Source organism: Streptomyces spongiae, assembly GCF_009377185.1.
In the GTDB taxonomy this organism is placed as follows: domain Bacteria; phylum Actinomycetota; class Actinomycetes; order Streptomycetales; family Streptomycetaceae; genus Streptomyces; species Streptomyces spongiae.
Window position 1 is genome coordinate 1 of the sequence record NZ_VJZC01000117.1, and the last position, 22,016, is coordinate 22,016.

General features: G+C 68.8%; 18 protein-coding genes and 1 pseudogene. 5 read left to right on the top strand and 14 right to left on the bottom strand.

Annotated elements, in window-relative coordinates; all coding sequences use genetic code 11:
- Window positions 1–669: 669 nt before the first annotated feature.
- Genes FNH08_RS18290 through FNH08_RS18315 form a run of 6 tightly spaced genes read right to left on the bottom strand, consistent with a single transcriptional unit; the run spans window position 670 to window position 6,758 of the window.
- Window positions 670–1,134 (bottom strand): MaoC/PaaZ C-terminal domain-containing protein, encoded by a 465-nt coding sequence (locus tag FNH08_RS18290; RefSeq protein ID WP_322724775.1) that lies wholly within the window; start codon window positions 1,132–1,134, stop codon window positions 670–672.
- Window positions 1,131–2,672 carry a long-chain-fatty-acid--CoA ligase gene (locus tag FNH08_RS18295; RefSeq protein WP_152772563.1) on the bottom strand — a complete coding sequence of 514 codons (1,542 nt, stop codon included), beginning with the start codon at window positions 2,670–2,672 and terminating at the stop codon, window positions 1,131–1,133. The genes FNH08_RS18290 and FNH08_RS18295 overlap by 4 nt, the downstream gene beginning before the upstream one ends.
- Window positions 2,669–3,799, bottom strand: coding sequence for a CaiB/BaiF CoA transferase family protein (locus FNH08_RS18300; RefSeq protein ID WP_152772564.1), 1,131 nt, complete (start codon window positions 3,797–3,799; stop codon window positions 2,669–2,671). The genes FNH08_RS18295 and FNH08_RS18300 overlap by 4 nt, the downstream gene beginning before the upstream one ends.
- Window positions 3,796–4,506 (bottom strand): TetR/AcrR family transcriptional regulator, encoded by a 711-nt coding sequence (locus FNH08_RS18305; RefSeq protein ID WP_152772565.1) that lies wholly within the window; start codon window positions 4,504–4,506, stop codon window positions 3,796–3,798. Before FNH08_RS18305 ends, FNH08_RS18300 begins: the two co-directional genes overlap by 4 nt.
- A complete protein-coding gene (locus tag FNH08_RS18310) occupies window positions 4,503–6,092 on the bottom strand; it encodes a class I adenylate-forming enzyme family protein (protein WP_152772566.1) in 1,590 nt (529 codons plus the stop codon). The genes FNH08_RS18305 and FNH08_RS18310 overlap by 4 nt, the downstream gene beginning before the upstream one ends.
- 24 nt (window positions 6,093–6,116) lie before the next feature.
- Window positions 6,117–6,758, bottom strand: a complete 642-nt coding sequence (locus FNH08_RS18315) for a nitroreductase family protein (protein ID WP_152772567.1) — start codon at window positions 6,756–6,758, stop codon at window positions 6,117–6,119.
- 199 nt (window positions 6,759–6,957) lie between these two features.
- Here FNH08_RS18315 and FNH08_RS18320 point away from each other — a divergent pair, with 199 nt between their 5' ends.
- From FNH08_RS18320 to FNH08_RS18340, 5 genes are all read left to right on the top strand, one after another.
- Entirely contained in the window at window positions 6,958–8,898 is a 1,941-nt protein-coding gene (locus FNH08_RS18320) for a flavin-containing monooxygenase (protein WP_322724777.1), read from the top strand.
- Between the two features lie 287 nt (window positions 8,899–9,185).
- Window positions 9,186–10,403 carry a sugar ABC transporter substrate-binding protein gene (locus FNH08_RS18325; RefSeq protein ID WP_152772568.1) on the top strand — a complete coding sequence of 406 codons (1,218 nt, stop codon included), beginning with the start codon at window positions 9,186–9,188 and terminating at the stop codon, window positions 10,401–10,403.
- 1 nt (window position 10,404) lies between these two features.
- Window positions 10,405–11,952, top strand: coding sequence for a sugar ABC transporter ATP-binding protein (locus FNH08_RS18330; RefSeq protein WP_152772569.1), 1,548 nt, complete (start codon window positions 10,405–10,407; stop codon window positions 11,950–11,952).
- Window positions 11,949–13,031 (top strand): ABC transporter permease, encoded by a 1,083-nt coding sequence (locus tag FNH08_RS18335; RefSeq protein ID WP_152772570.1) that lies wholly within the window; start codon window positions 11,949–11,951, stop codon window positions 13,029–13,031. The genes FNH08_RS18330 and FNH08_RS18335 overlap by 4 nt, the downstream gene beginning before the upstream one ends.
- Entirely contained in the window at window positions 13,028–14,017 is a 990-nt protein-coding gene (locus tag FNH08_RS18340) for an NADPH:quinone oxidoreductase family protein (RefSeq protein WP_228034203.1), read from the top strand. The genes FNH08_RS18335 and FNH08_RS18340 overlap by 4 nt, the downstream gene beginning before the upstream one ends.
- 21 nt (window positions 14,018–14,038) lie before the next feature.
- On the opposite strand, the gene FNH08_RS18345 is transcribed toward FNH08_RS18340, so the two are convergent.
- The 8 genes and pseudogenes from FNH08_RS18345 to FNH08_RS18380 all read right to left on the bottom strand — a co-directional run bounded on the left by FNH08_RS18345 (window position 14,039) and on the right by FNH08_RS18380 (window position 21,927).
- Entirely contained in the window at window positions 14,039–14,797 is a 759-nt protein-coding gene (locus FNH08_RS18345) for an SDR family NAD(P)-dependent oxidoreductase (RefSeq protein WP_152772571.1), read from the bottom strand.
- Window positions 14,797–15,978 (bottom strand): acyl-CoA dehydrogenase family protein, encoded by a 1,182-nt coding sequence (locus tag FNH08_RS18350; protein WP_152772572.1) that lies wholly within the window; start codon window positions 15,976–15,978, stop codon window positions 14,797–14,799. Before FNH08_RS18350 ends, FNH08_RS18345 begins: the two co-directional genes overlap by 1 nt.
- Window positions 15,979–16,102: 124 nt before the next feature.
- Window positions 16,103–16,675 carry a TetR/AcrR family transcriptional regulator gene (locus tag FNH08_RS18355; protein WP_152772573.1) on the bottom strand — a complete coding sequence of 191 codons (573 nt, stop codon included), beginning with the start codon at window positions 16,673–16,675 and terminating at the stop codon, window positions 16,103–16,105.
- 116 nt (window positions 16,676–16,791) lie between these two features.
- Complete coding sequence (locus tag FNH08_RS18360; RefSeq protein ID WP_407704401.1) at window positions 16,792–18,171, bottom strand: DEAD/DEAH box helicase; 1,380 nt, start codon at window positions 18,169–18,171, stop codon at window positions 16,792–16,794.
- A gap of 655 nt (window positions 18,172–18,826) precedes the next feature.
- Window positions 18,827–19,267 carry a VOC family protein gene (locus FNH08_RS18365; RefSeq protein ID WP_152772574.1) on the bottom strand — a complete coding sequence of 147 codons (441 nt, stop codon included), beginning with the start codon at window positions 19,265–19,267 and terminating at the stop codon, window positions 18,827–18,829.
- Between the two features lie 248 nt (window positions 19,268–19,515).
- Window positions 19,516–20,093, bottom strand: a pseudogene (locus FNH08_RS18370) (response regulator).
- 1,063 nt (window positions 20,094–21,156) lie between these two features.
- Window positions 21,157–21,360: an SDR family NAD(P)-dependent oxidoreductase gene (locus tag FNH08_RS18375; protein WP_152772575.1), complete on the bottom strand. Its 204-nt coding sequence runs from the start codon at window positions 21,358–21,360 to the stop codon at window positions 21,157–21,159.
- A gap of 186 nt (window positions 21,361–21,546) precedes the next feature.
- Window positions 21,547–21,927 (bottom strand): nuclear transport factor 2 family protein, encoded by a 381-nt coding sequence (locus tag FNH08_RS18380; RefSeq protein WP_152772576.1) that lies wholly within the window; start codon window positions 21,925–21,927, stop codon window positions 21,547–21,549.
- Window positions 21,928–22,016 lie beyond the last annotated feature (89 nt).

Below are 22,016 nucleotides of genomic sequence, written 5' to 3' on the forward strand. Positions count from 1 at the left end.
GGCATGGAGAGGGGGACCGCATCGGGCCTGGGGGGACAAGTGTCGGGCGTGCGGCTGGGAGTGGTGTTGGACACCGTGCGATCGGGGCGCTCGGCGAGCGATCACATCGTGCATGCTCCATGATCATAGCCGTGCTGATTGAAGTTTCAAGGTTGACTGCTGAGTAACTCTGCTTCCTTAACAAAGACTTCACGATCTGTAGGGGCAACTCGCCACATACATCCTCGCGTTCACTCCGGTGGTAACACCGTCGAGTGCTGAAGTATCACTGATCCCCACGCCAAGGCGGGGCATCGACAGCCTCTCCTTCGTCTTCATCAAGACTGCGGAAGGCAGTCGCTCTCGGGCGGTTTGACGCCCCTATGGGTCGTCAAACCTCGATGGTGCACGACCCTGACGACGGATGGCTTTGCGGCGGGATAGTCCAAGGGTACGTGGGAGGGGACTTCCTCAGCGGTGAAGTGACAGTGGCTGTCGTTGAGAACGGCAAGCGCATCGGACGGCACCAGGGGCCTCATGCTCCCAGGGGAGCCCCGTAAGGTCAGCCATTTCGGATGGCGGCGTCGAGCCGACTGCCCAGCGCGGCGAGCACGGACTCCCGCGGCTGAGGTCGTGGCGGGTTGTCAGCGACCGACCTCGGCACCTGCAAGGTCACCGACAGGGTCGAGCTCAGGCGGCCGAGGCCTTGATCAGCAGAGGAATCCGCCCCTGCTGTGCGATGGTCCCGTCCGCGCAGAGGAGCGTCAGCCGCCGGTCCAGGACGCCCGCGTCGCCCGCGCTGGTACGGCGCACTCCGAGGATCTCCAGTCGGCACGTGACGGTGTCACCGATGCGGATCGGGGCCAGGAACCGCCACTCCTCGACCGCCAGCAACGCGATCGAGGAGCCCTCGAAGATGCCGAGGCGGGAGACGAGGCCCATCGCGATCGACATGCCCAGCAGGCCATGGGCGATCCGCTCGCCGAAGCGGCCCTCGGCCGCCCGGGCGGAGTCGGTGTGGACCTCGTTGGTGTCCCAGGTCGTGGCCGCGAACGACACGATGTCCGACTCGGTCACCGTGCGGCCGTGTGTCGTGAACACCTGGCCGGGCTCGAAGTCCTCCAGGAACCACGGCCCCGGCCTCGGCGCCGTCACCGCAGCTCCCGCTTGAGGATCTTGCCGGTCGAGGTCGTCGGGAACTCCTCCCGCACCTCGACCAGCCTCGGGTACTTGTAGGCCGCCATGCGTTCGCGGCACCACGCGACCAGGTCCTCGGGCGCGAATGACGCGCCAGGGTGCAGGATGACGTACGCCTTGACCTCCTCGCCGTGCCGAGGGTCCGGCACCCCCACCACCGCGGCGAGGGAGATCGCGGGATGCGTCATCAGGGCCTCCTCGATCTCTCGCGGATACACGTTGAACCCACCTCGGATGATCATGTCCTTGGCCCGGTCGACGATGTAGTAGTAGCCGTCCTCGTCCCGGCGCGCGAGATCGCCCGAGCGGAACCACCCGTCGCGGATCACCGCGGCCGTGGCCTCGGGGCGCCCGTGGTAGCCCTTCATCACGTTCGGACCGCTGATGGCGATCTCACCGATCGCGTCCGGCCCGTCGAGTTCGGTCCAGTCGTCGGCGATCAGCGCCATCCTGACACCGGGGATCGGCAGGCCGATCGAGCCCGGGCGTGGCAGGGTGTCCGGCGGCGCGAACGACGCGACGGGGGATGTCTCCGACAGGCCGTAGCCCTCGCGCACATGCAGGCCGAACCGGGCGTGGAACTCCTTCGCGAGCTCCACCGGCATCGCCGACCCGCCGGCCAGGGCCAGCCTCAGCGAGGGTGCGGGCGGTCCGTCGCCGGGGTGGTCCGGCCGGCCCTCCAGCGCCCGCAGCAGGCCCCAGTACATCGTGGGGACGCCGGCGAAGGCCGTGATGCCGTGCTCGACGAAGGCGTTTAGCGCCGCCGCCGGTTCGAAGCGCGGCAACGTGACGATCGTGCCACCGAAACGCACGGCGGAGTTCATCACCACCGTCTGTCCGAAGGAGTGGTAGAGCGGCAGGACGCACAGATGGGTGTCGGGCCGGTTCTCGTCGGCTCCGAACAGCGGGGCGGAGACCTCGGCGTTGCCGCGCAGGTTCGCGTGCGTCAGCTCCGCGCCCTTGGGCCGGCCGGTCGTGCCACTGGTGTAAAGGATGACGGCGGTGTCGTTGTCGTCGCGTTCGGCGGCGCGCCGGCTTCCGTCCTGGTCGTCGAGTTCGGACAGGAACCCCGAGGGGTTCTGCTCGGCGGCGTCCATCAGGACGAGTTCCCGGCAGCCACCGACGGCTTCGAAAGCCTCCCGCGCGGTCAGATGGAGCGGCAGCGAGTCGTCGCCGACGGCGGCCACCAGTGCCACGGCTCCGGAGTCCTGGAGGTGGTAGGCGACCTCGCCGCCCTTCAGCAGCACGTTCAGCGGTACGACGACGGCTCCCGCCTTGAGGATGCCGTAGTAGGCGATCGGGAAGAACGGCCCGTTGGTGCACGACAGCGCCACACGCTCGCCGGGGTGGACACCCCGCTCGGCCAGAAGGGAGGAGAACTGCGAGGAGCGGAGGTCGAGGGTGCCGTACGTCAGGGCCTGCGTGCCCGCGACGACGGCGGTTCGGTCGCGGTGCCGCGCTGCCGTCTCCTCAAGGATGACCGCGGGGTTCGTCATGAGGCTCTCACTCCGTTCGCCGAGGTGTCGGCCGCTGCCCATCGGTCGACGACGTCCTCCAGCTCACCAAAGGTCTCCGGCGCCGGCGCCGGTGGCGGAGTCCGGGAGAAACGCGGTGAGGCGGCGGGCTGCGTCAGACCGCCCACCGAGACGAAGGCGGAACGATGCGCCAGGTGCGGGTGGTCGACCGCTTCGTCGAAGCTCAGCACCGGCGTGACACACGCGTCGGAGCCTTCGAACACCGCGGCCCATTCCGCACGCGTACGGCTCGCGAAGGCCGTCGCGATCGCCCGGCGCAGCCGCGGCCACCCGGCACGGTCGTACTGTGCGGGCAGTTCCCGCGGGTCGAGCCCCAGCCCCTTGAGGGCGAGGTCGAAGAACTTGGGCTCCAGCGCCCCGATCGCCATCAGGCCGCCGTCGGAGCAGGGATACGTGTCGTAGAACGGCGCGCCGCCGTCGAGGATGTTGGTGCCGCGGCTCCCCGGCCAGCGGCCCGCCGCACGCCACGACCAGACCATCGCCGACAGGGTGAGTGTGCCCTCGGCCATCGAGACGTCGATGACCTGGCCGCGCCCCGAGCGCTCCCGCTCGACGATCGCCGACAGGATGCCGAACAGGGCGAACATGGAGCCGCCGCCGAAGTCCGCGACGAGGTTGAGCGGTGGCACCGGCATCTGGCCGGGGCGGCCGATGGCGTCGAGTACGCCGGTCGCCGCGAGGTAGTTGAGGTCGTGTCCGGCGACGTGGGCCTCGGGGCCGTCCTGGCCCCAGCCGGTCAGCCGGGCGACGACGAGACGGGGGTTGTCCTCGAGCAGGTCGGCGGGGCCGAGGCCCAGGCGTTCCAGGACGCCGGGGCGGTAACCCTCGATCGCGACGTCCGCCATGGACAGCAGCCGGCGCACGAACGCGAGGTCGTCGGGGTCCTTGAGGTCGGTGGGCACCGTCAGGCGTCCGCGCCGGACGATGACGTCCTGGGTGGTGATGCCGTCGGGCGAGTCGTCGTTGGAGTCCCGCTGGAGTCGGATGACCTCGGCGCCGAGGTCGGCCAGAAGCATCGCGGCATGAGGGCCGGGACCGATGCCGGCGAACTCCACGACGCGCAGCCCGGCGAGGGGGCCGGCAGTCATGAGACCGGAGGGGCCACGAAGCCCAGGGAGTCGGTCATCCTGGTCGCTGTGGCGCACAGCGCGTCCATGTCGCCCTCGTAGTGCAGCACGCCTCCGATGCCGAAGCGGATGTAGTCGTTGGCCAACTCGTCGCAGTCCATCGACGGGGTGAACCAGCCGCTGATGCCGTTGATCATGTCCATCAGCGCCACCGAGGCGCGACGAGGGTTGACGACCTTGAACTCACCCTGCCGTGACCCCGCCATGACGACGTCACGGACGCGCCGCTGGTAGTAGCGCATGTAGTCGTCGACGGTCTTGCGGTGCTCGGGGCTGAGGGCCTTGACCTCGGTCCAGACGACGCGGTACTCGACACGGCGCGAGGCGACGTGGATGACGTGGCCGCGGCTCAGTGCCGCGAGGCGCTCCGCCGGGGTGCCGGTTTCGTCGAGCACCGTCATGTAGCCGTCGACCGAACTGCGCACCACGAGCAGTGCGATCTGGAAGAGGATGTCCTCCTTGGACCCGAAGTGGTTGTAGAGGCTGGCGCCGCGGATACCGACGGCCTCGGCGACGTCGCGCATACCGACGTCGTGGTAGCCGCGCTCGGCGAAGAACCGGGCCGCCGCCGTCACGATCTCGTCGCGGCGCGATGGCTTTTTCTTGGGGGCGGTCTCCTTCGCCAGGTGCAGCGAGGGGATGTTTTCGGCGCTCTCGGGCGCGGTCATCGGACTTCCTCCGTCGAACGGATCTTGCGCAGTTCGCGCTTGAGCACCTTGCCCTGTGCGTCGGTGGGGAACGCCTCGACGATCCGGACCGTCTTGGGTGCCTTGTACGACGCCATCGACGCCTTGCAGTGGGCGATGAGGTCGGTCTCCCGGACGGTGGCGCCGTCGTCGAGGATCACGAACGCCGTGACGACTTCCGACCAGTAGTCGTCCGGCAGGCCGACGACCGCGGCCCGCAGCACCGCGGGATGGCGCTGCAGCACCCGCTCGACCTCCTGCGAGGACACGTTCAGGCCCCCGGTCTTGATGACGTCCTTGCTGCGATCGTAGAAGAACAGATTGCGCTCGGCGTCGATGCGCACGATGTCCCCGGTGTGTATCCATCCGTCGTGCATGACCGCGGCCGTCTTCTCGGGGTCCTTGTAGTAGCCGACCATGGCCGAGGGCGAGCGGCACCACAGCTCACCGATCTCGGCGTCCTTCCCGTCGGGCCCGACGACCCGCGTTTCCAGGTGCGGGACCGCCTTCCCGATCCAGGTGGGGTCGTGGTCGGGCACCTCGTCGAGGGTCTTGAAGAAGCCGACCGAGCCCAGCTGGGTCAGCTCGCCCTGGCCCCAGTACGTGCCCCAGACCATGTCGGGAGCGGCCTTCGCCCAGGCGTCGGTCGCGAACTGCGACAGCGTCCCGCCGTAGGTCAGGCAGCGCTGGACCCGGCCGACCGTGCCGGGTCCGAAGCCGGGGTGCCGGCACAGCGACAGGAAGAGCGTCGGGGTCTGGGCGACCACGTTGACGTCCTCGTCCCGGATCGTCGCGAGCGTCGTGCCGGGCTCCAGGGTGTTCGGCAGCACGACCGTCGCGCCGATGAGCGTGAGGGAGGTGAGACAGCCGATTCCCGCGATCGAGTGGAACGGCATGGCGAACAGCCATACGTCGGCCGGCGTCACCTTCAGGCCCCAGGTCCACGACGGCGTTGTCGAGATCATGTAGTTGCGGTGCGGGATCATGACGCCCTTGGGCGCGGACTCGGTGCCGCTGGTGTAGACGATCAGCGCGAGGTCGTTCTCGTCGACGTCGGTGTCGGGTTCCGTCTCCGGTCGTCCCCGTTCCAGGGAGGCCCAGGTGACCCACTGTTCACCCGGTTCCTCGCCGAGGACGACCGCGAGGGCGGGGGGTGCCTCACCCACCACGTGGTCCACCACGGGGAGCAGTTCCTCCGAGACCACCAGCACCGCCGGCTCGGCGTGCACGAGCTGCTGGAGCACTTCGTCGGGGCGGAACATCGGGTTGATGCCGGTGTAGCTGGCACCGATCTTGAGTGCCGCGTAGTAGGCGACGATCGTCTCGACACGGTTGCGCGACATGACCGCGACGCGGTCGCCGCGGGTCACTCCGTGCGCGAGGAAGGCGTGCGCGATCCTGTTGGCCCGCCGGTCGAGTTCGGCGTAGCTGCACGCGAGCCGTTCGCCGTCGGGGGTGAAGGAGACGACGGCGGTCTTGGTCGGCTGGTTGAGGGCGTGGCGGCGCAACTGGTCGCCGATCGTGGCGCGGCCGAGGGGCGAGCGGTGAACCGAGGAGGGCTCGGTCATGGGACCTCCAGCCAGTCGGAGAGATCAGGACCCGTACAGCGGCGAGCCGAACGTGTCGAGGTAGACGAACTCCTCCACCGGCGCGCGCGTCAGCTTCGTGGGGAACGGCTTGGCCGGATAGCCGACCGCCAGGTGGGCGGCGGTGAGGAAGCCGTCCGGGATGCCGAGCAGCTTGGTCACGTCGGGCTCGACGGAGCACAGCAGTGTCGTGAGCGCCGAGGCGATGCCCTGGCCGCGCAGGGCCAGACAGAAGTTCTGCACGGTCGGGTAGATCGACGCTCCGCCGACGACACTGACGCGGTCCAGGCCGGAGTCGGTCGCGTGCAGGCTCTCGATCTCGGCGCACACCACGACGAGCACGGGGTGGTGTGCGAGGTTGCGGGCGAAGTGGTCCGCGGCTTGGACGGTCTTCGGCACGGCGCCGACGTGGATGTCACCGGAGTGGATTCCGTCGTAGTACGCGCGCCACATCGGCTGGTAGAGGTCCGACAACGCCTGCTTGGTGTTCTTGTCGCGGACCACGATGAAGCGCACCGGCTGGCGGTTGCCGCCCTGGGGCGCGCAGCGCGCCGCCTCGAAGGCCGTATAGAGCGCCTCGTCCGGCACGGGCTGGTCGGTGTAGTAGCGACAGGTACCGGTGCTGCACATCGCGTCGATCAGGTCCATGATCTCGTCCTTTGATCCCGCCAGGCCAGGACTGACAGGCGTTAGTTCGCCTGATCCGCATCCTGCTGGCGAGCCGAGCGCGATGTCAAGCACCCTGCAGGGTGGCAATTACGCACGTTCCCAGGCCATAGCGACGTCCCACCCTCCGCCGCCATCGACTCTGGCCATCTGAGACTATCCGCCGTTAGTATCAATTCTCGTGACCAACACCCTTTCCCCCCGCCCGCACGCCCTCGACCCGGCAGAACTGGACTCCGCTCTGCGGCTGGCGAACATCCCGGTGCTCCTGGCGGTGACCTTTCAGCTCACGGGAGATCGCGGCTGGCTCTCCGACCGCTACCGGCCGACCCGCAGCTCCGGGATGGACGAGAACGTCACCGGGGGCCTGACCGAGGAGATCCAGGAAGAGGTCAGGCGCGGCGCCGCGGCCGCCATCACGGCCTGGAACGCGGGAACGCCGGCCGCGGTACCCCGTCCCGCGGGCGACGTCCTGCTGGAACTTCTGACCTTCGTCAACGGCGAGGACGTACCAGCCGAGTTCGAACCCATGATGGCCGAACTCCTCGGCCATCGCCCCGTGTCCTCCGGCGTACCGCCGCCCCGGCCGACCCGGCGGACGACAGTCCTGGTCATCGGTGCCGGCGTGGCAGGCCTGCTGTCGAGTCTGCGCCTGGCGGAAGCCGGCATCGACCACACGGTCGTGGAGAAGAACCAGCAGGTCGGCGGCGGCTGGTGGGAGAACGTCTATCCCGGATGCGGAGTGGACACGCCCAGCTTCCTCTACTCGTTCTCCTTCGAACCGCACCGCTGGAGCACCTTCTTCGGCAAGCGCGACGAGGTCCATGCCTACCTCGAGGCGTTCGCGGACCGGCACGACCTTCGGCGCGACATCGTCTTCGGCACGGAGGTCACCGCCCTGGACTACGCCGAGGCCGACGGCGGTTGGACGGCGACCCTGCGCGCGGCGGACGGTACGGTCACGACACTGCGGGCCGACGCCGTGATCTCGGCCGTCGGCGTGCTCAACCGGCCGAAGGTGCCCGATCTGCCCGGCATGGACGACTTCCGCGGCGAGGCTTTCCACTCCGCGCGCTGGCCCGAGGGGATCGACCTCGCAGGACGCCGGGTCGCGGTGGTCGGCTCGGGGGCCAGCGCGATGCAGATCGTGCCCGCTGTCGCCGGGACACCGGCGTCGCTCACCGTCTTCCAGCGCTCACCTCAATGGATCGCGCCCAACGCGGACTACTTCCGGCCCGTCGACGGCGGCGTCCACTGGCTCATGGAGAACGTCCCCTTCTACCAGCGCTGGTACCGCGCCAAGCTCAACTGGATCTTCAACGACCGGGTGCACCCGTCACTGGAGATCGATCCCGAGTGGGACACCGGCGGCCGGTCGGTCAACGCCGTCAACGACGGTCACCGCCGCTTCTACACGCGGTACATCGAGCGGCAGTTGCGGGGGCGGCCCGACCTCCTGGAGAAGTGCCTCCCGGACTATCCTCCGTTCGGCAAGCGCATGCTGCTGGACAACGGCTGGTACGCCGCCCTGCGCCGCGAGGACGTCGGTCTCGTCACCGAGGGCGTGGCCGCGTTCACGCCGACGGGCCTGGTCGACACCGGTGGCGACCACCACGAGGCGGACGTCGTCGTGCTCGCGACGGGCTTCGAGAGCACGCGCTACCTCTACCCGATGCGGGTGCGCGGCAGGTCGGGCCGGCTGCTGAGCGAGGTGTGGGGCGAACACGACGCACGCGCGTATCTCGGCATGACCGTGCCGGACTTCCCCAACCTCTTCCTGCTCTCGGGGCCCAACACCGGGCTCGGACACGGCGGCAGCTTCTTCACGATCGCCGAGTGGCAGGTGCGGTACGTCGTCGAGGCGCTCGGACTGCTGCGGGCAACCGGCTCCCGAACCATGGAGTGCCGAGCCGATGTGTGCGAGTCGTACAACGAGGCCGTCGACGCCGCGCACGCGAAGCTCGTTTGGGTGCATCCCAAGATGACGAACTGGTACCGCAACGCCGCCGGCCGCGTCGTGGCCGCGTCCCCGTGGCGCATCGTCGACTACTTCACGATGACGCGGCACGTCGATCCGGCCGACTTCGTCTGGTCCGAGGACCACGCATCGGGCGGGGAGTAACGATCGCTGGGCGGCTACGCCGTCGGACATCACGAACAGCGGTTCGTCCCAGACCGGTCACGGCAGCCCTTCCACGACCCTGAGTCTACGGCCGCCATGGCTCCGACGTGCTGGTACAGCCCCCATGAGGTTTTTGTCCGCACGGTTATTGACAGGCGATTTGAGCCACACCTAGCCTCTCCGGCACAGGCTAACCGCTGTTCACCCTCGGCTGAGATTCACGGAGATCCGGCCCACCATTCCCCCTGACAGCCGTTCGCCCTTGCGGGTCTCAGAGAGGAGATCGCATGAATTCCACGGCACGAACGCGCACTGCCGGAAGAAGAGTCCGTCTGGCCTTCGGCGGCATGGCGCTCGCGACAACCGTCCTTCTCACCGCCTGTAGCTCCGGTTCGGACTCGTCCACGTCGACCGACCTCAAGAAGTCGGCGACCAGCGAGGTGGCGAAGGGGGCCGAAACCCTGGTCACGAGCACGATGGGCAAGTTCTCCTACAGCGCCGGTGACTTCCCGGTCAAGCCCGACCAGATCAAGCCCTACAGCAGCTGGAAAGGCCCGACGTCGGCGCCCACACCGGCGGCGAAGGCCAACATCCAGGTCATCGTCTGCTCCAAGAGCGCCGCCGCGTGCGTCTCCTCCGCCAACGGCGTCGTCGCGGCGGCAAAGGCACTCGGCTGGAGTGCGAACATCGTCGACGGCGGCGGCACGCCCCAGGGCTACTCCCAGGCGTTCGACACCGCCATCAGCCGCAAACCCGACGCGATCATCGGCATCGCGGTACCGACCCTCGCCGTCGGGGACAAGCTCGCCGAGGCCCGGGCCAAGGGGATCATCACGGTCGTCAACGGTGACACGCAGCCGAAGTCCGGAACCCTGTACGACGCCTACGTGTCGTTCCGCATGCCGCTGATGGAGTCGCTGCTCGCGTACGCCGAGATCGCCCGCACCAACGGCAAGGCCGACTCGATCGTGGTCACCGACCCGTCCGCGCCGTCGCTCATCGAGGCGATGGGCCAGTACAAGAAGGTCATGGCCACCTGCTCGGGCTGCAGGACGACCGACGTGTCGTGGAAGATCACCGACGCGAGCGATCCGACCAAGGTCAACTCGATCATCACCGGGGCGCTCGCCAAGAACCCGAACGCGACCTCCCTGGTCCTGCCCTACTCCGTGGGCCTCCCGGCCGCCGTGCAGGCCGTCGCCTCGGCGGGCAAGGCGGACCAGGTCAAGATCCTGGTCAAGGACGCCGACTCGGCCGGCCTGGAGGCCGTCAGCAGCGGCCAGGTGCTCTACAACGCCGGTGCCTCTCCCGCGTGGGCGGGCTGGGCAGCCGTCGACCAGGTCATCCGTGGACTGGCCAAGAAGCCGTACCTCGCCGGCGACAAGACCGGCCTCGGAGTCGTGACCTTCGACAAGGCGACCGTCCCCGCCGACACCGACATCGACAAGTGGAGCGGCATGGTCGACTTCGCGTCCGAGTACAAGAAGATCTGGGGTGCCTCCTGACATGACACTCGGCGACCCGCAGACCGCGGCACGGGACGAGAACGAAACCCTCGCGTTGCAGGTGACCGGACTGACCAAGGTGTACGGCGGTGAGGTCGCCCTGGCCGACGCGGACCTCCGCGTCGGCCGGGGCGAGATCCACGGGCTCCTCGGCGCCAACGGCGCCGGCAAGTCGACCCTGGTGAAGATCGTCGGTGGCGCCGAGCCGCAGGACGCCGGCACCGTCCGGCTGGGTGGAGTGACGCTGCCACCCCATCACCGTCCCGCAGCGGTCGCGGCACTGGGACTCGCGATCATCCACCAGGACCGCGCCCTGTCCCCCGGCCTCACGATCGCCGAGAACATCGCCCTTGTCGTCGGCTTTCCCCGCCGACGGCGCCTCATTGACAGGAAGGCGCTGAGGGAGCTCGCCCAGGCCGCTCTGCAACGCGTCGGCATGCGCACCGATGTCGACACCCTTGTCTCGGACCTGCCGATCGCCGAGCAGACGCTCGTGGCGATCGCCCGGGCGCTGGCCCAGCAAGCCGACATCCTGATCCTCGACGAACCGACCGCGAACCTCGGCGCGTTCGACGCACAGCGGCTGTACGAGCGCATCCGCGACCTCGCCGCGCAGGGCGTCGCCTGTGTGCTGATCAGCCATGCTCTCGACGAGTGCCTGACGGTCTGCGACCGCGTCACGGTCCTGCGCGACGGGGCGGTCGTGGCGAGCCGACCGGCGGCCGGGCTGACCGGCCGCGAACTCGCGGCACTGGTCGTCGGGCAGGACGTCACGACGACCGAGCGCGAACGGCGCGAGATCCCGGCCTCGGCCATTCCTCGCCTCAGCGTCCGCGACATCGGGCACGAGCGGCTCGTCCCGCTGTCGTTCGACATCGCGCCCGGCGAGATCCTCGGCGTGACGGGGCTGCCCGACTCGGGACATCTGCTCGTGGGAGAGATCGTCTGCGGGGTGGCGGCCATGGACGGCGGCGAGATGACGCTCGACGGATCGCCGTACCGGCCGACGGAAAGGCCCCTCTACCGCTCCGACCGTGTGGCATACGTGCCACCGGACCGGGTGCGGGACGGACTCGCCGTCGACCTCACCGCGCGAGAGAACCTCTTCCTCGACGGACGGACGCCGGTGTCCAACGCCCGTCTGAGTCGCAGGGAGGAAGCACGTCAAGCCACCGCCGTGCTCATGGAGAGCAGCGTCCGCCCCGCCGATCCCGAGGCGCCGCTGTCCACCCTGAGCGGCGGCAACATGCAGAAGGTGCTGCTGGCCAAGTGGCTTGCGACCCGGCCACGTCTGCTCGTTCTGGCAGAACCGACGGTCGGCGTCGACATCGGCGCTCGCGAGGACCTCTACTCCCGCGTCCGCTGGGCCCGTGACAACGGCATGTCGATCCTCCTCACCAGCTCCGACCTCGAAGAGACGCTTGCTCTCAGCGACCGGATTCTGGTGATGCGCTACGGCGAGGCCATCGCCGAGTACGACCGCGAGGAGCTCACCCTCGACCAGCTCACCGCGCTCACGACCGGTACACGCGAAGGACATCTCCCATGACGGCCCAGGACGCCATGTCTCCCACTTCCGCCACGTCACCGTCGGCATCGGCCCGCCCCTCACGGCCTCGCCGCCTCTTCGGCCCGAACGCGCTGAGCACGTACTCGCTCGTCGGCGTACTCGTCGTCCTGTTCGTGGGTTTCTCCCTCGCGCGCCCCGAGTCGTTCGGGACGGTGGACAACTTCCGGGCGATCCTCAACAACCAGGTCACCGTCGTCTTCCTCGCCATGGCCGTGACGCTGCCGCTGGTCGTGGGCGAGTTCGACCTCTCCGTCGCGTCGACGTTCGGCTTGTCGCAGATGCTCACCGTCGGCCTCGTGCTCCAGCACGGTGTGCCGGTCGTGTGGGCCATAGGGGCTGCCATGGGGATGTCGGCGCTCGTCGGCCTCGCCAACGGGATCGCGGTCACGCGATTCGGCATCAACTCGTTCATCGCGACGCTGGCCAGCGGCAGCATCATGACGGGTGCCACACTCGGGTACTCGAAGGGCGAGAGCGTGTACGGCGCCGCGCCGAAGGCACTCACCGACATATCGCGGGGCGAACTCCTCGGACTCAAACTGCCCGTCGTGTACGCGGCCGTCATGGTGCTCGCGCTCGCCGTCGTGATGTACCGCATGCCCTTGGGGCGCCGTATGTACGCGATCGGCAGCAACAAGCGCGCCGCGGTGCTGTCGGGCGTTCCGGCGGGCTCGTACATCGTGCTGACCTTTGTCAGCTCCTCCCTGCTGGCCGGAGCGGGCGGGGTCATCCTCGGAGCGAGCATCGGGGCCGCCACCCCCGACACCGGCAACTCCCTGCTCATCTCGGCCTTCGCCGGTGCCTTCCTCGGGGCCACGGCGATCACTCCGGGACGTTTCAACATCATGGGCACGCTGGTCGCGGTCTACGTCGTGGGCGTCGCGGTCGCGGGGCTCCAGCAGATCGGTGTCGCGCTGTGGGTCGAGCCGGTATTCAACGGGGCGATGCTGTTCGTCGCGGTCGGGCTCTCCTCGTGGACGGCCAAGCAGCGCAAACGGCGCGCCGAGCGGGCCCGCATCAGGGAACTGGAGAACCGCCGAGAGGAGGCCGCCGTATGAGCGCGCCCACGCGCACCATGCGTGCGGCCCTGGTCACAGCGTACGAGGGGCCCGCCGCACTGGTCGTCCGGGAGGTCGGCGAACCCGAACACGACGCGGACGCCGTACGCATCTCGGTGCACGCCGCGGGCATCACCTTCCCGGACCTCCTCGCAACCCGGGGTCTTTACCAGGTCAAGCCGCCGCTGCCGTTCGCCCCGGGGCTCGAGGTGGCGGGCATCGTGCTCGACGCCCCGGACGGCTCCGCCTTCGCCCCGGGTGACAGGGTCGCGGCCTTCCTCACCTTCGGGGGACTCGCGGAGGTCGTCTCGGTCGACCCGGCGCACGTCGTGCCCCTCCCGGACGAGGTCGGTTTCGTCGACGGCGCCGCGCTCGTCGTCAACCACCTCACCGCGCATTTCGCGCTCACCAAGCGCGGTGAGCTGCGGCCTGGCCAGACCGTGCTGGTGCACGGTGCCGCCGGCGGGCTCGGGACGGCCTCGGTGCAGGTCGCCCGGGCGTGTGGCGCCGAGGTCATCGCGGTAGCGTCCAGCGACGTGAAGGCGCGGCTCGCCCGTGACTGCGGCGCCCACGAAGTCGTGTCCCCGGGCGGTTTCCTCGACGCGGTCCGCCGGCTGACCGGTGGGCGTGGGGTCGACATCGTCGTCGATCCGGTCGGCGGCGACAGGGTCACGGACTCGCTCCGCGCACTCGCACCGGAGGGCCGCCTCCTCGTGCTCGGGTTCGCCTCCGGCGAGATCGCCAGCGTGCGCACCAACCGGCTGCTGCTGGGCAACTCCGGTGTTCTCGGCGTCGCCTGGGCGGAATACGTGCGGCTTCGTCCCGCCTACTTCGCCGAGCAGTGGGCGGACCTGCTTCCGCGCATCGTCTCGGGGCAGCTGCAGCCCATGGTGCGGACGACCTATCCGCTCGCCGAAGCGGCAGACGCGCTTCGGGCCATCGAGACGCGCACCGCCATCGGCAAGCTCGTCATCGACCTGACGTGAGCGGCTCCCCGGTGCCCCGGATCACCGGGGAGCCATACGCAGCGCGCCGTCCATGCGGATCGTCTCGCCGTTGAGGTAGTCGTGGGCGATGACCGACAGAACCAGCTGCGCGTACTCCTCGGGACGGGCCAGCCGACGCGGGAAGGGGACGCCTTCGGCGAGCGAGGTGCGGAACTCCTCCGAGATCGTGGCCAGCATGGGGGTCTCCACGATGCCCGGTGCGATGGTGCACACCCGGATGCCGTACTGAGCGAGGTCGCGTGCGGCCGGCAGTGTCAGGCCCACGATGCCGCCCTTGGAGGATGCATACGCGGCCTGCCCGATCTGCCCGTCGTAGGCGGCGACGGAGGCGGTGTTGACGATGACGCCTCGCTGTCCGTCAGCGTCGGCCTCGGTGTCGGCGATGGCTTCGGCAGCGAGCGCCAGAACGTTGAACGAGCCGATCAGATTGACCTGGACGACCTTGGCGTACAGGGCCAGGTCGTGCGCCCCCTTCTTCCCGATGATCCGCATCGACGGCGCGATACCGGCGCAGTTGACCACTGTGCGCAAGGGCGCCCCGCCGCCGACGGCCGTCGTGACGGCCGCCCTGACCTGGTCAGGGTCGGTGACATCGGCCTCCAGATAGGTGACTCCTTCGGCCTCGGGAGATGTTTCGATGCTCTCCGTGAGATCGACGGCGTAGACCGCGGCGCCCTGCGCTGTGAGTGCTCGCACGGTCGCCGCGCCGAGGCCCGACGCTCCGCCGGTGACGAGGGCCGCGGTGTGCTCCAGCCGCATCAGGTCTCCTTTCCGAGGACGGTCACGGCGCCCCCACCGGGACGGCTCAGCGCACGGCTGATCACCATGCGCTGGATCTGGTTGGTGCCTTCGAAGATCTGCATGACCTTGGCCTCCCGCATATAGCGCTCCACGGGGAAGTCACGGGTGTAGCCGTACCCGCCGAGCACCTGCACGGCATCGGTGGTCACCTTCATGGCATTGTCCGTGGCCACGAGTTTGGCGATGGACGCCTCCGCAGTGAAGGACAGTCCCTGGTCCTTCAGACGTGCGGCGGCCAGCGTCGTGGCGCGGGCCGAGTGGATCGCGGCGCCCATGTCGGCCAGGACGAACGCGAGCCCCTGATGGTCGATGATCGGTTTTCCGAAGGTCTCCCGCTCCCGCGCGTAGCGCACCGCGTGATCGAAGGCGCCCTGTGCCAGGCCCGTGGCGACGGCCGCGATACCGAGGCGCCCGGAGTCCAGTGAGGCGAGTGCGATCTGCAGCCCTTGCCCCTCCTCACCGATACGGCGCTCGACGGGCACACGGACGCCGTCCAGACGCATGGTGGCGGTTGCCGAACCCGTCAGGCCCATCTTGCGCTCCGGCGGATCGGCACTCAGACCAGGTGCGTCCGCCGGGATCAGGAAGCAGGACGTGCCGTGCGAACGGTCGTCCGACGTACGGGCCATGACCGTGTAGAAGTCGGCGTACCCGCCGTGGGTCGTCCAGGCTTTCACGCCGTTCACCACGTACTGGTCGCCGTCCCGAACCGCACGAGTGCGCATCGCGGCCGGGTCGGACCCCGCGTGCGGCTCCGACAGGCAGTACGCACCGAGCAACTCCCCGCCGAGCATGTCCGGCAACCACGCCCTGCGCTGCGCCTCGGTGCCGAACGCGACCAGTGGGAAGCAGGAGAGTGCGTGGACGGAGACACCGACGGCGACGCTCGACCACACCGCCGCGAGCTCCTCCAGTACCTGGAGATACACCTCGTACGGCTGACCGGCGCCGCCGAACTCCTCGGGATAGGGCAGTCCGAGCAGTCCGCTGCGACCGAGGGTGCGGAAGGTCTCCCGGGGAAAGGTCCCGCCGGCTTCCGCCTCGGCCGCCTTGGGCGACAGTTCCCTGGACGCGAACGTACGAGTCAGTTCCAGGAGGTCGGCGGCCTCTTCGGTCTGCACTGTGCGAGTGGCGGGCATCAGGCGCCTCCGCGAGAGTGGTACTGAGATTGATACCAGAGTATCATTGACCGTACGATCATTAGGAGGGCCAACGCGCACCCCTGTGGAAATTCCTGGGCAGGCGCGGCTGAGGACGGAACTCTCAGGACGAGACGGCGTGCACGATCAGCGACGCGAGCTGCTCATAGGCCTCGGAGTCCGTGAGGCCGATACGCGCGCCTACCTCGCCCAACTGGATCTGCCGCATTGTGGCGGCGGCGACCTCGCCCACGAACGCGGCGTGCACCTCACGGAAGGCTCCGGCCGCAACACCCTCGGCGATCAGGTTCCGCACCCGGTCGGCGGCGAGCCGCGTGTTGGCCTCGTACACCTCGCGCGCGGGCGGGAACTGCGCCATGTCGTCCAGGAACGCCCGGGACAGCGAGCTGAGCTGCTCAGCGACGGTGGTCAGATACACCTGGACACGGCTGGCCGGATCGACGGTCTCGGCGATCTCCTTCTCCACGGCATCGGCCGCGCCGCGGAAGTAGTGCTTGACCGCCTCCCTGACCAAGTCCTGCTTGGTTCCTGCGAGTTGGTAGAGCGTCGTCTTCGAGCACCGCAGCCGCTCGGCCAGATCGTCGAGTGTGAACGAGGCGAAGCCCTCCGCCACCAGCAGCGCCACCAGCCGCTCCAGCAGATCGGCCTGACGGGCGGTGCGGCGCGGTGACGGCATGAGGGCCAGCCTATCCGCAGCGCGGCACATTCCGGGTCGGCGATGCGAGGGGCACAGGACAACCACGGAACCAGCAGCCCGGACGAAGCACCGCCCGGCAGTCCGGGAAGCCGGGCTCAGCCGCCGCGCCGCACCCGGGCCGCCTTGCGGGCCTCCGCGAGCTTGCGGGCCTCGCTGCTCTTGCGGGACGGCCTACCGCCGGAGCCGCTCTTCGCGTCCTTGGTACTGCCCAGGCCACGGAACGGGGCGTTGTGGTTCTTAGGGCGCTGCGCGGTGGGCCCGCCGTCGAGGGGCATTGCGGAGGGGGCCTTGGCGCCGGTGATCCGGCTCAGCTCCGCCTCGCCGGACCTCACTTTGGTGACCTTGGGGACGACGTCGGCGTCCGCCATGACCTGGCTCGTCTCGCGACGCTGTCCCGACAGGACGAGCGTCACGACGGTGCCGGAGCGGCCGGCCCGGGCCGTCCGGCCCGCGCGGTGCAGATAGTCCTTGGGGTCGGTGGCCGGGTCGACGTTGACCACGAGGTCAAGGTCGTCGACGTGCAGGCCGCGCGCAGCGACGTTCGTCGCGACCAGGGCAGTGACCTGGCCGTTCTTGAACTGGGCCAGGGTCCGGGTGCGCTGCGGCTGGGACTTCCCGCTGTGCAGGGCCGCGGCGGCCACACCGCTGGCCCGCAGATGCCGCGTGAGCTGATCGACACCGTGCTTGGTGTCCAGGAACAGCAGGACGCGGCCGTCCCGGGCGGCGACCTCCGTGGTCACGGCGTACCGGTCCGGGCCGTGCACGACGAAGACGTGGTGCTCGATCGCGGAGACCGCGCTGGACGAGGGGTCCACGGAGTGGACGGCGGGGTCGCGCAGGTAGTCCTGCACCAGTTGGTCGACATCGCGGTCGAGGGTGGCGGAGAACAACATCCGCTGCCCGTCGGGACCCACCTGGTCCAGGGCTTCGGTGACCTGCGACAGGAACCCCATGTCACACATCTGGTCGGCCTCGTCCAGGACCGTGATGCTCACCTGTCCCAGCCGGCATCCCCTGCGGTCGATGAGGTCGTGCAGTCGACCGGGCGTGGCGACGACGATCTCGGCGCCGTCCCGCAGCACGGTGGCCTGCCGTCCGATGGACACCCCGCCCACCACGGTCGCGAGCCGCAGCCCCAGCGCCTCGGCGTACGGAGTGAGCTCCTCACCGACCTGCTGCGCCAGCTCCCTCGTGGGCACCAGAACGAGCGCCAGCGGCTCCTTGGGCTGCGCGCGCCTCCCGGCCGTCCGGGCAAGCACCCCCAGGCCGAAGGCGAGCGTCTTGCCGGATCCGGTGCGGCCCCGGCCCAGGACGTCCCGTCCCGCGAGTGCGTTGGGCAGTGCCGCCGCCTGGATGGGGAAGGGCACCGTAACACCCTGCTCAACGAGCACCCGCAAAATCTCGGCCGGTAGTCCCAGCTCCGCGAAGGACCCCGACGGGGGCGGAGCCGCAGTGGCGCCCGACGCCTCGGACACCGCATCCTGCTGCCGGGCATCGGCACGTGCTGATTCGCTCACAGAGAGCCTTCCTCCGAAGGGACCGTACCGAGGAAGGCGCGGCGGGTACGCGGCCACCGACCAGGCACCGCGAATCGGCACCGACACAGCCACGCTGCAAACGCTCTACGTTAGCACGTGGCACACCGCCCGGGGGCTCCCATGGCCGCGCCGCTCAGCCGCGGAACGACAGCCGTACCTGCCTGTCCGGACCAGGAGCGGACCAGCTTCGCCTCCCATCCGGCGATTCCACTCATTTTCTGCAGACCAGGAACCTGCTGGTGTCGTACTCACCGAAGAAGCTGGGCTTCTTCTGTCCCTCGATCAACTCGACGCCAAGGGCCCGCCCCCATCCGGGTCCCCGTCAACTCAGCCGCGAGTGAGAGCACCGCTTCCAGCTCAGCGGTGATACCCGAGAATGTCGCCACCCTGTCGCTGGAGTACCGGGACACGTACGACGCCCTGATCATCGGCTCGATCAGTGCCCACTGCTGTCCGATAGGTCGCTCGGATACGGTCTTCGGTCCATGCCCGCATCCCAGCACGCCCATGACGAACGATTGGGCCTGTGCGGCGAATGAGTACCACGATCGAGCGATCACGAACCGAGAGAGAGAAGGGACTCAACGCCTTCTCAGCGCAGTTGCTCGGCCAGTCCGACGATGATGCCCTCCGGACCACGGAGGTAGCAGAGCAGATAGCTGTCCTCGAACCGGGCGATCTCGCCGACGAGTTCGGCGCCGTGAGGGCGCAGGCGGGCAACGGTGTCCTCGATGTCGTCGACGGCGAACATGACGCGGTGCGTGCCCAGAATGTTGTGCGGCCGGTTGCGCGGCCCGGCGCTGATCACCGCGGGGCTGCGGTACTTCGCCAGCTCGAGCCGGCTGTGACCGTCCGGGGTCCGGACCATCGCGATGTCACAGCGGACGCCGTCGAGTCCGGTGCACTGGTCGGCGAAGAGGCCCTCGATCTCCGCCCTGCCCTCCAGCTCCATACCTAGTTCCAGGAAGAACGCGATGGCGGCATCCATGTCCTCGACGACGATGCCGACGTTGTCCATCCGCTGAATCGCCATGCTGGTTTCTCCTTCTTCCTCGTGCGGCCGGTGGTGGCCGCTGATGTCCCTGGGACGGAGCCAGTGGCACGTTCTCGACATCCGCAGACCGCCGAACTCCGAAAACCCACCCATGAACGTCACCCGAAGCCGCCCCGGACGGCTTTACCCGCCAAGGCTTCCTCACCCAACCCGGACGAGGCCGCTACAAGAAACGGACTTAACTCCCTCCCAGAGCCCCGAGGAGTGTGTCGTGATCGGGTGGGAAATCAGAAGCTGGTCGGCTCTGAGCGCACCAAGCCGGTCTGGTAAGCGATGACGACGAGTTGGGCACGGTCGCGGGCGCCGAGTTTTCGCGTTCGCGCGGAGTGAGGTCGCTGAGGCGCTCCACGGGCACGAGGAGAGGTCCCCGCCGGGGGCCGGCAAGGAAGCGGCTGATCAGGACCTGCGTCGCCCCGGGTGACAGCAGTGCCTCGCCGGCGGCGACGGTGCGGATACCTGCCAGGAGTGTGTCCGTGGTGACGTACTTGCCCAGGAAACCGCTGGCACCGACACGGAGGGCCTGGGCGACATACTCCTCTGTCTCGAACATGGTCAGGACGAGGACGCGGGTACCGGACAGTTCTGGGTCCTCGCAGATGGCGGCTGTGACGGTGAGACCGTCCGTGCCGGGCATGCGGATGTCCATGAGGACGAGGTCGGGGTGATGAATACGGGTGAGTTCCACAGCCTCCTGGCCGTCGGATGCCTCGCCGACCACCTCCATGTCGGTACAGGAGTCGATCAGCAGCCGGAACGTGCCCCGCAGCAGGGCCTGGTCGTCGGCGAGCAGGACACGGATGGTCAAGGGGTTGCCTCTTGTCGCTCGGCCAGGGCTTCCGCCTGGGTGTGGGGCTGGATCGGCAGGGAGGTGGTGACTTCGAAGCCGCCCTCGGGGCGGGGACCCGCGTGCAGGTTCCCGCCGACGGATTGCAGATAGTCGTGCCGGAGTCGTGCGTTGCCAGTACAGCGCCATCATGAGGGGCTCCAGCAGCAGCGGGGTGGGCAGGTAGCCCATGGCCCCGGTGGCCACGGTGCAGGCCGTGGCCACTATGACGGCGAGGAGCGGGTGGCTGCGTGCCTTCAGCAGGCCGAGGCAGGAGGTGGCGGCCAGGAGTGTTGCGATCCGGTCGTCGCGCGGAAGATCGGCCCCGAGGCTCCTGCCTTGGTAGTTCGAGGCCCATGAACGGGCAAGCCAGGTGCCCCGATGCACAACCGGGCCGCGCGAGCGGACCACCCTGAGTCGTCGATGCCTCGGCCTGCGACGTCCATGACAGCGAGGGTCTGAACTCCGTGGCGGCCGGGACGGACACCACTGCGGCCGGTTCCGTTGCGGTGCGCAGGGCGAAGTGGATGACATCGTCGAGCTGGCGGTGGCTGCTGCCCTCCGCGAAGGCCTTCTCGTACGCCGCTGGGCCCAGGGCACACACGATGCCCTCCACACAACGAGCATGCTGATCGCCTACGTGATGCCCCTTGGCGGCGGTCACCCGGGCGAGGTGCTCCACCAGGTGGGCGACCATGAAGTGGTCGTTGAAGTTCCTGCCACCACGTGCCAGGTTGGCCTGGGGGTGACCTCCCTCGTCCAGTGCCGCCCGCAGGTTGGCGTGCTCGCACTCCACGTGATGCATCATCGGAAACGCGTCACGCCAGCGAGGTCGAGAGAATCTGCTTGCGTCCTGGCCGGCGCAGTTGCGGGTCTTGGCCCGCTTGGCGGCCAGTGCGCGGAAGACCACCCGGGCGATGCCGTCGGAAGTGGTGCGGCTGGTTCGGGCCGAGGTCTCGTTGGTTTCCATGAACCGCAGGAACGCGCGGCGGTAAGACTCCTGAACCGGCCGCGGGACGCTGTTTGGTGGCGAGCTGGCGGCGCGTCAGCTCCGTCGGCACACACTCCAGGGGGCCTTGACGGCAATGCCCGCGTTGTTGACCAGCCCCCACAGCCCGGCCTCGCCGACAGGTTCGGCGACCTTGTGCACGGCGGCTTGGACCGACTTCCTGTCCGTCACGTCGAGGACCATCGGGGTCAGCCGTCCGGTGGCGACGCCCGCAGCCGCGCCCCGTCCTCGGGACTGCATGCTCCGGCGAAGACGTGGAAGCCCGGCCTGCGACAGACCCGCACGCAATTCGAGTACATGCTCCAATCGGGCAGAGCCACCAGCCGTCCGCGCGTCTGTGGCCGCACCGCAGCACATCGCTCGCGATCGGGCGGGTAACTCCGTGTCGTCGTGAGTCGGTGAGTCGGTGAGTCCGAGGAACCTCGCTCAGAACATGGTGTTGTTGTTCTTGGAGGTGGGCGGGATGACCTGGAGGACGTCCCAGTGTTCGACGATCTTGCCGTCCGCATCGAAGCGGAAGATGTCGATGCCCGCGTACTCCTCGTCGGGCCAGATCTGGTGGCAGTGCAGGATCACGTGGTCGCCTTCGGCAAAGGCGCGCTTGAATTCGACGCGCTTGCCGGGATACTCGGCGGCCATGCGTTCGAAGTAGTCGATGAACGCCTGCTTGCCGTCGGCAACGTGCGGGTTGTGCTGAATGTAGGTCTCACCGACGAACTGGTCGATGGCCTCGGCCGGGCGGCACTGGTTGAACATCAGGTGGTAGAACGCTTTGGCCGCGGCCTTGTTCTTCTGTGGGTCGCTCATGGTGTCACCGTAGGGTCGGGCGCCGGGTGCGGCGCGATGAGTACGTCGAGCAGATGGTCGGCGCCGGCGGGGACGGGCAGGGCCCGACC